The organism is Lacrimispora sp. YZC11, assembly GCF_057543815.1.
Genome location: NZ_BAAJYQ010000016.1, coordinates 743,826 through 755,537, shown reverse-complemented (window position 1 = coordinate 755,537; position 11,712 = coordinate 743,826). Strand labels below are relative to the sequence as shown.

The following is an 11,712-nucleotide window of genomic DNA, read 5'->3' as shown; positions in this document are numbered from 1 at the left end:
TCAAGAAAAAATCCGGGTATTCGTCTTTTTTTCGTTTTGATTGTACAATAAGACTTATGGATTTGTTGGAAGCTGCTCATAAACGTTATTGCGCATGTAAAAGTATACATATATAAAAGTGAAATATGAGATATGTTGTGCAAAAATAATAACATATGACAATGGATGTAAGAAACGGACAGTGTACTTTGAGAACCCAGGTACTTATAATCAAGATATCAAATATAGAAAGGATGAAAGAAATGAAAGGAGAAAGTAAGGCAAAGCAATATAGAAAAAGTGTCTGGTATGAATTCTGGAAACAGCGTTCCCTGCAGATATTTGTTCTGGCAGGTATTGTCTATATTCTGATTTTTAATTACATTCCGATGTTTGGATTAGTGATAGGATTTAAAGATTATAAGATTACCAGCGGTATAGCCGGTATGATTTCCAGTCCATGGGTGGGATTTAAACATTTTACGGAATTTTTTACGGACTATAAATTTGTAGAACTGATGAGAAATACTCTGGTATTAAGTATTTTGAAACTTATTTGCAGCTTTCCGATACCGATTATATTTGCAATCATGTTAAATGAAGTAAGATATGAGGGTACAAAGAAATTCATACAGACCATCAGCTATCTGCCATACTTTATTTCCTGGGTCATTGTGGCCGGACTGTTGAGAATTATCGCATCAGACAGTGGAATTATTAACGACATTCTTTTGAGCGCGGGACTCATAGCAGCTCCTTTGGAATTTCTGACGAGTCCCCAATTTTTTTACGGGATGTGTATCTTGACTGCGATCTGGAAGGACACCGGATGGTGGACCATTATATTTCTGGCAGCGATCACAGGGGTTGATCCCACCATGTATGAAGCGGCCTCTATTGACGGTGCCACAAGAATCCAGAAAATGAAGTACATTACATTCCCAAGTATTGCAGGTACGGTGACGGTTGTATTAATTCTGGCATTGGGTAATCTGCTGGGAGGAGGCTTAAGCGGCTCCAACTTCGAACAAAGCTATTTACTGGGCAATGCCGGCAATCGGGAGGTTGCAGATATTATTCAGACTTATGTCATGCGTATTGGTTTATCCCAGGGCCGCTACTCCTATGCAACTGCGGTGGGAATGCTCCAATCTGTTATTTCCGTAATGCTGGTTTATTCAAGCAACTTTATATCAAAGAAAATATCCGGTGACGGATTATTCTGACAGGAGGTTAAGGAATGAAGGCGGAAAGAAAAAAGAAGAAAAAGAGTATTCAGGATATGGTTTTGGATGCGGCGATCGTTGTAGTGATGGTTCTTGTGGTGTTTTCCTGTCTATACCCGTTTTTACTTGCGGTTATCATGTCGTTTAATGAAGGGATTGACGCTTTGAAAGGCGGTATTTATTTCTGGCCGAGAAAACTGACCTTTGAAAATTATAATTCCCTTTTCAAGGACCCGGTATGGGGAAAAGCGTTCTTGGTGACGTTTGGAAGAACTGTAATCGGAACGACCCTGACGGTATTATTTACTTTGTTTGTTTCCTATGGATTATCCCATAAAGATTTAGTGTTCCGCAAATTTTATTTTAGTTTTTTTATTTTTGCAATGTACTTCTCCGGAGGTGTAATTCCATATTACATATTGCTAAGGTCTCTGCATCTGTTGAACAAGTTCTGGGTCTATGTGGTGCCTGGCTGCCTGAGTCTGTTTTATATTCTGGTGGCAACCTCCTTTTTCCAGGGTATTCCTGAGGAAATTGCTGAATCGGCAAAATTGGACGGTGCAGGGGAACTGAAGATTTATAGAAGTCTGATCCTGCCTCTGTCAAAGCCGATCATGGCGACAATTGCTATATTTACTTCGGTAGGACATTGGAACAACTGGTATGATTCCGCATTCTTTGCAACTTCAAATAAAGGGATCCGTACCATGGCATACTTAATGACTGCAATCATTAATCAGTCCTCATCGCAAAATACGGCAGCTGATGCCGCTATGGCAGCAGGGGTCAGAACCACCACTACATTATCCATTCAGCTGGCTGCTATGGTGATAGCAGTATTGCCCATTCTCTGTGTGTATCCTTTCTTTCAGAGATATTTTGTAACCGGCCTTACCGTTGGTGCAGTAAAGTCATAGAGAAGTGCAGGGGAAAAAAGATTTTTCCGGTATTCTGCCGGTGCAAATAAATCAAAAAAGAGAAGGAGAGTAGGTATGAAAAAAAATGTTTACAAACTAACAGCGTTGATCATGGCAGCCCTCATGATGACAGCCAGCTTCACCGGATGTGTAAGCAGCAGGGATGACAAAAACAGCCGTACGGACGAAAGCAAAGCCAATATGACAGGTGAGAATGGCAGCCAGGGTAAGGATGACGGTAATGTAACCGGGGATAACAAGTGGATGATTGGGGATCCGGAGAATCCTACGGAGCTCACTGTATTTTTAAACCATACATGGTACCCAATCGAGGATTTCACGGGAATCATTCCGGAGGAAATCACAAAACGTACGGGTATTAAGTTAAAACCTGTCCGGGCAACAGATTATACTCAGTTGGGTGTACTCGCTTCTTCCGGAGAACTCCCCGACTTGATTTTTACCAGCCAGATGATGGACACGCTTTCTGATCCGGATATCTGTTATTCCTATAATGAGCTGATAGATAAATATAATTTGGATTGGGAAGTTCCCGGTGAATTGATTACAAATGCAAAATGTTATTCTCCTGACGATAATTACTATTTTATTCTGTCCCATACAGCCACCAATAAGGATTGGCAGAAAACCAAGGCTGTACCCATGGTGGCTACCCTGCTCTACCGCTATGATATGCTGGAGCAGCTTGATAATCCGCAGATCAACACGCTGGATGACTTATACAAGGTCTACGATATGGTAAAGGAAAAATGGCCAGGTGTAACACCTATGAATTTTTCTTCTGAGACATGGTGGCTGGATCCGTTTAAACAGTGGAGCGGCTGCACCTTACAGTATTTTATTATGGATGGACCCGATGACAAGTGCCGTATCGCGGCAAAGACCGACGAGTTTAAGGACTACTTGAAGAATTGTAATTATATGTATCAGAAGGGATACTTCAACGCAGATAACTTTGCCTGGAACTCTGCTCAGGCAAGTGCGGATATTTGCAGCGGAAAGGCCTTTTCTACCGTAGGAAGCACACAATATGGTCCCGGCTCTTACAACTCCATTTATGATACAGTGCCGGATGCAGAGCTTCGGGAGATGAAGCCGCTTTCTGACTATCCGCTGATCAATACAGAGATCGGATGGGCCGCAACCTTTATCACCAAGAACAACAAGCATCCGGAGGAATCCGTCCGTTTCATGGAGTTTTTATTCTCAGAGGAAGGGCAGAAGTTAACCCAGTGGGGACGGGAAGGCAAGGAATATACTCTTAATGCATCCGGTTTTCCTGAATTCAGTAAAGAGTGGAAACAGTCGGTTGAGGACAATACCAACTCCACGATTTATAATCCATGGTTCTATTTTGGCGGTTCCAAAATTCTTGAAGCAGAATCCCGCTGCGCAAATGAGCCGGAGAGCTTCCAGGAAACCAACAATCTGATTCGTGAATCCTACATCAATGAACCGTGGTACGCCTATGCAACGCCCAAGGTGAATGATGGGGATTGGAAGGTGCTGTATGACAAGATGGTGGATGAAGTGAAAACCGGGCAGGTTAAAGTGATTCTTTCTGCAGATGATGCAGAATTTGAACGAAATTATCAGGAGTTCATCAACAGGCTGGATTCCATTCATGTAGATTCCCTGGCTGAGTTCATGACTCCAAGATTAAGTGAGGCGATGAAACTGTACGCTGATCAGCAATAAACCGGGCTCAGATCAATAGGTCATAAGGTAGGGGGAAACTGAAAGCATATTCAATCTATGCAAAAGCGGACCCCTTTCTACAGAAATGGAGGAATAGGGGATATGATTCAGATTCTTACGAACCAGATAGGCTATCTGGGAAAGGACTATAAAAGAGCAGTATTTCAGGGAATGGAAGGTATGAAGGCGGATGCTTTCCGCCTGATGGATCGTGACGGTAGGATCGCTTATAACGGATATGCCAAAGAATGCGGCAAGGTAGCAAACTGGAATACGGGTTACTACTGGACCATGGATTTTTCCGGATTCAACGTTCCGGGACAATATTATCTGGAATTGGACACCTCCGAAGGAGTAAGCAAATCCTATCCATTTGATATAACAGCAGATTTTCAGGATATACGCATGATGAATGCTGCCAGTTATTATTTCAAGGGCCAGCGCGTTACCGGTGAATGGAAGGAAGCGGACTCTCATCTTCCGTTTAAAGGAGCGAGAAAAGGTGTGGTGGATGGACATGGAGGCTGGCTGGATGCTTCCGGAGACTATGGAATTCATATGTCCCATCTGTCTCACAGCACAGTTTGCAATCCCCAGCAGGCCGCATTCAGCGCTTATGTTTTTTTTAAGGCAGTGGAATGTTTTCAAAAGAAGAATCATAAGCAGGCGCATTTGTTAATCAGACGTATGCTGGATGAAGGGACCTTTGGAGCCGATTTTATCATGCGTATGAGAGCACCATCAGGAAGCTTTTTCCGTTCTATCAGCAGGACAGACGCTTTTGGGAGTTTTGACAGCAGAGTTATCGGCTTCGAGTATCATGGTTCCAGCGACCAGTTCTCCGAGGTAGCAGCGACTGCAGACCAGGAACAGGTAAATGACACCAATTATGAAACCAGTATGCGCTCCGGAGGCGGTACCTGTATTGCTGCCCTTGCAGCAGCAGCCAGGCACTATTATCCCGGTACCGACTACACGTGCTCCCAGTATCTGGTAGCAGCGAAGAAAGCGTGGAAGTATCTCTGGGAAAATAATCATTGTTACACCAATGACGGACAATGGAATCTGCTGGATGAGTATTGTGCGCTGCTGGCTGTGTCTGAACTGTATCAATCCACCAGTGAGTATAACTATCTGATTTTAGCAGAAGAGCTGGCGGAACGTATGATGGACCGGATGGAGGATACCGGAGAGGATAGTGCATGGTTTATGTCCCGTCCGGGAGAGCCGTTCTGTCATGCCGCCGACGAAGGCCTGCCGGTGGTGGCACTTCTGACCTTTGCTGGGATCGAACCGGAGGGGGATTTAAAAACCAGGGTGAAAAGATCGGCAATAAAGGCCATGCGCCATGTGCTTGAAGTGACCGGGCGGGTGAACAATCCCTTTGGATATGCCAGATATGTACATAAAACAGAGAAGGAAGAAAGAGTGGAGAAATTCTTCTATTATCACACCAGTCCTGCGGCGCCCTGGTGGCAGGGAGATAACGCGCGGATTGCATCTTTAGCAGCAGCCGCCTGGATTACCGCATCCGAAACAGAGGATACACAATTGGCAGAAGATCTATGGAACTTTGGCCAGAACCAGATAAATTGGATTCTGGGAATGAATCCCTACGACGCCTGCATGATGGAAGGCTATGGACGTAACAATGTACAGTATTTTTATGAGGATAGGAATGATTTCATGAACTGTCCGGGAGGCATCTGCAATGGCATTACCAGCCATCCGGAGGATGAAGAAGGAATTCTTCTGGTAAAGGAGCCCATGCCGGAACTGAAAATCAGCGATAACTGGCGATGGGGAGAACAGTGGATTCCCCATGGAACCTGGTTTATTTATGCACTTGCATTAAAGAAGGCACGCTAAGCGGAAGGACAAAAGGCTAAAAGAAAGGTTTAGATATAACAATGGATAATCAGAAAAAGCTGTCGAAAATCGTTTTGGGAATCGCACTTCCCCTGGCTCTGCAAAGTTTGCTGGGGTATATGGTCAATCTGCTGGATACCGTGATGATAGGGCGCATGGGAACAGGCGAGTTATCTGCCGTATCTCAGGCTAATCAGATATTTTTTATTGTATCCATGGCCATTCCGGGAATAGCGGACGGTGCCAATGTGCTGATCTCCCAGGCATGGGGGAAGCATGATACGGAACGGATTCATAAGGTTCTGGCATATGCTTACCGGACGGCAGTTGGATTTATCATAATATTAACGGCAATTGTGGCTTTGTTCCCGGAAACGGTCATGAGCATTTATACCAATGACCCGTTGGTCATCGAACTGGGGGCCAGATATTTAAGAATCGTGGTATGGTCCTATATGCTCTATGCGCTGTCAGGGATGACTACCGGAGTTTTAAGGTCCGTCCGGATCGTAAAGATAGCCATGTATTCTTCTCTTGTATCCCTGGTGTTAAAGACTGCCATGAACTGGCTCCTGATAGGCGGTAAACTGGGATTTCCGGCACTAGGAATAGAAGGAGCTGCTTTAGCCACTCTGATTGCAAGAACCGGAGAGTTCCTGTTAGTGATGGTGTTCGTATACTGGAAGGAAGACAAACTTCAGATTCGTCTGAAAAAGATGCGGAAGCTGGAGGGCGGCCTGGGAAGGCTTTATTTTAAAACCAGCATTCCTGTGATCTGCAATGAAGTATTCTGGGCTTTCGGTGTATCGGCCCAGGCCATTGTACTGGGAAGAATGGGAACGGATGTGATTGCAGCCAATAGCATTTGCTCTGCGATTACTCAGCTTACGGCGGTACTGTTTCATGGGATTTCATCGGCGGCTTGTGTCATTGTAGGAAATACCATTGGTTCAGGAGAGCGGGAACAGCTGGATGAACTAAAAAAATATTTTCAAAAATATACAGCGGTTTTCGGAACGATAGCAGGAGGCCTTGTGCTTCTTGCAATTCCGCTGGTGCCATTTCTGTATCACATAGACGGTATCACGCTGACCTATTGCAGGCAGCTTATGATGATAACAGCCATCATAACTCCTTTCCAGGCGGTTCAGAGTACGAACATGATGGGAGTACTGAGGGGCGGCGGAGACGTTCATTTTCAGATGCTAAACGATATGATATTCCTGTGGGGGGTAACGGTTCCCCTGGGATTCCTGACGGGAATGTATTTTAAGGCACCCATTATGGTGGTAGGCATCTGCTTAAAGTGTGATCAGGTAATCAAGGTATTCACTAGCGAGTGGCGGCTTCGAACTGGGAAATGGGTCCACGATATGACCGGGAATTGAGAAAGGCGGTAGTGGAATGGAAACGGAAAAGAGTTGTATTGCAATTGATGCAGGCGGAACTAAGATGCTGGTTGCGGAGGTGGCATCTGACGGGACAGTGTTTAATGTAAAGCGCTACCCTACTGGAAGGATCAATCAGCGGGAGCTGGTGAAACGAATGATTGATAATATAAAAGATTTTGAGGATAGCTTTGGCTGGGCCTATGGAAATCAGCCGGTCCTGATGGGAATCGGCATTGTGGGTAACCTGGATATCAAGCATGGAATCTGGAATTTTATTGATCATGAATTTGTTGAACCAACTCCGCTGGCAGCCATCATGAAGGAGGAATTCGGCGTAACTTGTTACATTGACAATGATGTGAAGGCCGCCACCATTGCAGAGTGTGTGTTCGGTGGAGCGAAGGACTGCAGGGATATGATTTATATTAATGTAGGAACAGGTCTTGCTGCGGGAACGGTATCAAACGGCAGGGTTATCCGCGGCGCGGAAAATTATGCGGGGGAAATTGGGTACATGAATTTTAATATGGGGAAGGGGCCGCATTTGGAGGGCATTGCTTCCGGCATAGGGTTAAATCAAAGAAGAAAGGAACTTCTGCCGGAATATCCGGATTCCCCGCTTCGGGAAAGAGAAAATGAGGTAATATCCGGCCAGACGGTATTTGAACTTGCAAAGGACGGGGATGCCCTGTCACAAAGGATGCTTGAAGAAGCGGTTCAAACGGTGGCTCTGCTGATTGAAAACATGAGCTGTGTGACCGCTCCGGAAACGGTGATTCTTGGCGGAGGCCTTGTAGCGGATGGATGGTTAGCGGCACGTATCTGTGAGCGGGTCAAGGATAAGGTGAAGGCGCGGATCCCTAAGGGAATCCATCTTTCCTCCCTGAATCCAAATTATACCGGGCTGTTGGGGGCAGCCGCGATCGGACTGGGGTATCAGAAGGTTTTCTAAGTAGGGAGAGCAAATCTTCTTTAAAATCAAGAAGGTATAAATAAAACAAATATACAAGCAGAAAGGAGCTGCATTATGGTAACATTATTGGATTGCATTGAGAGGATCCCCTCCATTCTGGAGGATATTTTGGAAAAGAGAGAGGAAAGGCTGACACCTTTGAAAGAGTATCTGGGTGAAAAGGTAATGAAGCTGGATGAGGTGGTATTCATCGGATCAGGGACTTCCAATACCGCTGCCTTGACCTCCCAGATCTTTGTAGAAAAGGCGGCCGGATTGCGGGTAAAAGTATGCTACCCAAATGATTTTATGGGAGAGGGACATGTTTGGAATCCTAACGCCCTTCATGTATTTACTTCCCAGACCGGGACCTCCAAGGTGACGGCAGATATTCAAAGGAAGCTGCTGGCGGAAGGATGTTTTTGTGCCAGCATCACAGAATCGGAAGAGACTCCGCTGGCAAAGGAATCTGCAGCACATATTGTGATGGGCTGCGGGAAAGAGGAATACGGTATGAGAACCATCGGTTATTGCGCCAGCATATTGACCCATATGCTGATGGGAATGAAGCTGGGCTTAATTCGTGGACATCTGACTAAGGAGCAGTATGATGCATATCTGGCACAGGCAGGACAGGTTCCGGACAGCAGAAGAGTCATCACCAAGCAGGCGGCCCAGTGGTTCCAGATAAATAAAAGGCAGATTATGCGCTCTGCCTGTGTGATCTTTACCGGTTCGGGAAGTCTTTATGGGGTGTCCCTGGAGGCAGCCATCAAGTTCTGGGAGATGCCGCAGGTGATTTCCGCGGGTTATGAACTGGAAGAAGGAATGCACGGACCGAATTATGGCTATAACAGCAACCACTGTGTAGTGATATTTAATGATGGAATCCGTGATGTGGAGAAATCCCTTTCCCTGGCGCGGTTTATGAAGGAAGTGCATCACAACGGCCTTGTGGCCGGTGGAACCGTAGCAGATGAAAAGGATCTGCTGCTGGACATCAAAGGTGGTGACTTCAACTGTCTGGAGGTGTGCGCGGTACCTCAGATTATGGCATACTATCTGACCGTGGATGGCGGGCGTGACCTTACGAAGCCCAATAATCACAGTGATATGTACCGGTACTTTATGACACATCAGGAAAAGCACTGATAAAACAAGGGGGTTACAGGAAGATGGATCAAGTGTTTGAGAAAGAGCTGCGGGAATCCGGGTATCTCCATATACCGCTTCCGCTTCATACGGAAAAGTCTCTGGAAGCGGAAATGGAGAATAAAACGGTCCTGGCGGTAAATGATATCTGGAAGGAAGGGATGAAGAAACCGGTACATACAGGAATCGGAACAATAACCATAGAGGCTGGGAAGGGGAAGGAGGGAGGAGCTTCCCTGCGTATTGCCGCTCCTACCGCTCATGATATCTGGACTTACGGTTCTCCCGACTGGGAGAACGGGGAAGAGAAGGAGGTTTATCATGCCATGCTGCATTTTCCTGCAGACAGGGAAAACTGGGAACAGTACAACCGTATTTCCTTCTGGGTAAAACCGGATTCCCCAGGAAGCCGGGCGGTGCATTTAAGATGCTATCTGCGTAATGCGGGAGAGCATCCGGTACCGGATGCTTATCACAGAGAGGGCCAGTTTCTGGCCAATCTGGTAAACCATGAATGGAACCATGTTATCTGGGAATGTGCACTTTTACCAAAGGACTGTGTGACGGAATTTGCCATTAAGATGGATGCAGATGGACAGGATACATCCACCGGTGATTTCTTTCAATATGACTTTGACCAAATCCGGTTGGAGACAATCGCGGAGCCGGAGCTGGAAAAAGGATGGGAATGCCAGAAAGGACGTATTTCCTATTCTATGTCTGGCTATCACATTGCCGGAAAGAAGATTGCGATCATAAACCCCCAGGATTTAAAGCCGGATGAAATCACAAGATTTCAGGTACTGGACGGGGAAGGACAGGTGGTGCTGGAACAGGAGGCCAGGGCGTTGTCGGAACGGACGGGAAACTATGGGATTCTGGATTTTTCTGAAATAACGGAGCCGGGGCAGTACCGGGTGGTGTATGGCGGATTGTCCACCGGAAGTTTTAGGATAGGGCCTGATGCGATGGAAGAAGCTGTCTGGAAGGTGCTGAACTTTATTTATTGTGAGAGGTGCGGTTATCCGATTCCGGGCAAACATGGACAATGCCATATGGATGTGATCGCAAGGCATAAGGGACTGATTATGCCCTATGGCGGCGGCTGGCATGATGCTGGAGATATGTCACAGCAGTCCTTGCAGACGGCTGAGGTCATGCAAGTGCTGTTTGAACTGGCAGAGCATAGGAAGGACGATCCCCTGCTTTATCAGAGATTAATGGAGGAAGCACTGTGGGGATTGGAATTTACTTTGAAGACCCGCTTTGGGGATGGTTACCGTGCCAGCAGCGTGGGACTTGGCATGTGGACCGGCGGTTTGATTGGAGATAGGGATGATGTGGAAACCCGTGTACATAATCAGGCATTTCAGAACTTTTTCTGTGGGGCAGCAGAAGCCTATGCGGCGATTGTCTTGAAAGATTATGATGCAGATCTGGCATGGAAATGCGGCCAGGCAGCTAAGGAGGATTATCAGTTTGCCAAGGCAAGATTTGAAGAATTTGGAATGGAGCTGCCAATTATGTGGGAGCATACATTAAACAGCGGCAAGTCCCAGTATTATGCGGCAGCCGCCTGGGCAGCAGCCAATATCTATCAGGCCACCTGCGATGAAGCCTATATTCAGGAAGCGGAGGATTGGGGTGCCAGGCTGATGGCCTGCCAGGAAACAGGTACGGAGGGAGTTCCCATGAAGGGGTTCTTTTATCGGGAGGAACTCCACAAGACGATGGTACATTTTACCCATCAGGGCAGGGACCATTCCTTTGTGCAGGCACTGGAAGCACTATGCCGGGCACTGCCGGACTCAGCAAATAAGACGAAGTGGGAAGCATCCATGCGCCTTTATGGGGAATACTTAAAAGAACTAATCCGGATGGCTGCGCCTTACGGAATGCTTCCGGCGGGGCTTCACTCCATAAAGGAGGCGGAGGATGAAGAAACCTTTAAGCTGCTGCACCTGCAGGTGGAGTTTTCAAAGGAGCAGGAGAACTACAGGGAGCAGTTAAAATCAGGAATAGACTTGGGCGGCGGCTACTACGTAAGAATGTTTCCGGTATGGTTTTCTTTCCGGGGGAACAGTGCCATACATCTGGGGATGGGAAAAGCAGCAGCACTGCTGGGAAATTATTTTAAAGACAGGGAACTTACGGATATTGCAAGAGAACAGCTTTACTGGGTATCCGGTAAAAATCCGTTCTGCCAATCCCTGATGTACGGCGAAGGGGAACGGTACGCGCAGCAGGATGCCAATTACCCGGGTGAGATGACAGGTGAGGTTCCGGTAGGAGTCCAGACGATGGAAAATGAAGATATTCCATACTGGCCGGCAGGTAACAACGCCACCTATAAAGAGGTATGGCTGACTCCGGCGGGCAGGTGGCTTTCAATCATGGCGAGCCTGTAAACATCTGTGACAGTGGTAAGTTAATGTTTTAAATTCGAATTTTGGCTCTCATGGCGCTAAGCCATGAGAGCTCGCTGTTATTTGTAGGAATTTTTAAAT

Annotated in this window: 8 protein-coding genes; all 8 read left to right on the top strand. The window is 46.5% G+C overall.

The window, feature by feature from the left end; genetic code table 11:
- Nucleotides 1-242 precede the first annotated feature (242 nt).
- The 8 genes from AC27IJ_RS18745 (at nt 243) to AC27IJ_RS18710 (ending at nt 11,613) form a co-directional block, all read left to right on the top strand.
- The gene (locus AC27IJ_RS18745; protein WP_487150174.1) at nt 243-1,205 is read left to right on the top strand and encodes an ABC transporter permease; all 963 of its coding nucleotides are present in this window, start codon (nt 243-245) and stop codon (nt 1,203-1,205) included.
- Nucleotides 1,206-1,219: 14 nt separating this feature from the next.
- Nucleotides 1,220-2,122 (top strand): carbohydrate ABC transporter permease, encoded by a 903-nt coding sequence (locus AC27IJ_RS18740; protein ID WP_312444443.1) that lies wholly within the window; start codon nt 1,220-1,222, stop codon nt 2,120-2,122.
- Nucleotides 2,123-2,197: 75 nt separating this feature from the next.
- Nucleotides 2,198-3,841 (top strand): extracellular solute-binding protein, encoded by a 1,644-nt coding sequence (locus AC27IJ_RS18735; protein WP_487150172.1) that lies wholly within the window; start codon nt 2,198-2,200, stop codon nt 3,839-3,841.
- A gap of 102 nt (nt 3,842-3,943) precedes the next feature.
- Nucleotides 3,944-5,710, top strand: a complete 1,767-nt coding sequence (locus tag AC27IJ_RS18730) for a glycoside hydrolase family 9 protein (RefSeq protein ID WP_487150170.1) — start codon at nt 3,944-3,946, stop codon at nt 5,708-5,710.
- Between the two features lie 41 nt (nt 5,711-5,751).
- The gene (locus AC27IJ_RS18725; protein ID WP_312444436.1) at nt 5,752-7,098 is read left to right on the top strand and encodes an MATE family efflux transporter; all 1,347 of its coding nucleotides are present in this window, start codon (nt 5,752-5,754) and stop codon (nt 7,096-7,098) included.
- Nucleotides 7,099-7,114: 16 nt separating this feature from the next.
- A complete protein-coding gene (locus AC27IJ_RS18720; RefSeq protein WP_312444434.1) occupies nt 7,115-8,053 on the top strand; it encodes an ROK family protein in 939 nt (312 codons plus the stop codon).
- A 75-nt stretch (nt 8,054-8,128) separates the two neighbouring features.
- Entirely contained in the window at nt 8,129-9,205 is a 1,077-nt protein-coding gene (locus tag AC27IJ_RS18715; RefSeq protein WP_487150167.1) for an SIS domain-containing protein, read from the top strand.
- Between the two features lie 23 nt (nt 9,206-9,228).
- The gene (locus AC27IJ_RS18710) at nt 9,229-11,613 is read left to right on the top strand and encodes a glycoside hydrolase family 9 protein (RefSeq protein WP_487150165.1); all 2,385 of its coding nucleotides are present in this window, start codon (nt 9,229-9,231) and stop codon (nt 11,611-11,613) included.
- The last annotated feature ends 99 nt before the right edge of the window (nt 11,614-11,712 follow it).

Coding starts and splice junctions, on each gene's coding strand:
- AC27IJ_RS18715 (WP_487150167.1), top strand. CDS start 8,129: ATGGTAACATTATTGGATTGCATTGAGAGGATCCCCTCCATTCTGGAG.
- AC27IJ_RS18740 (WP_312444443.1), top strand. CDS start 1,220: ATGAAGGCGGAAAGAAAAAAGAAGAAAAAGAGTATTCAGGATATGGTT.
- AC27IJ_RS18730 (WP_487150170.1), top strand. CDS start 3,944: ATGATTCAGATTCTTACGAACCAGATAGGCTATCTGGGAAAGGACTAT.
- AC27IJ_RS18725 (WP_312444436.1), top strand. CDS start 5,752: ATGGATAATCAGAAAAAGCTGTCGAAAATCGTTTTGGGAATCGCACTT.
- AC27IJ_RS18720 (WP_312444434.1), top strand. CDS start 7,115: ATGGAAACGGAAAAGAGTTGTATTGCAATTGATGCAGGCGGAACTAAG.
- AC27IJ_RS18710 (WP_487150165.1), top strand. CDS start 9,229: ATGGATCAAGTGTTTGAGAAAGAGCTGCGGGAATCCGGGTATCTCCAT.
- AC27IJ_RS18745 (WP_487150174.1), top strand. CDS start 243: ATGAAAGGAGAAAGTAAGGCAAAGCAATATAGAAAAAGTGTCTGGTAT.
- AC27IJ_RS18735 (WP_487150172.1), top strand. CDS start 2,198: ATGAAAAAAAATGTTTACAAACTAACAGCGTTGATCATGGCAGCCCTC.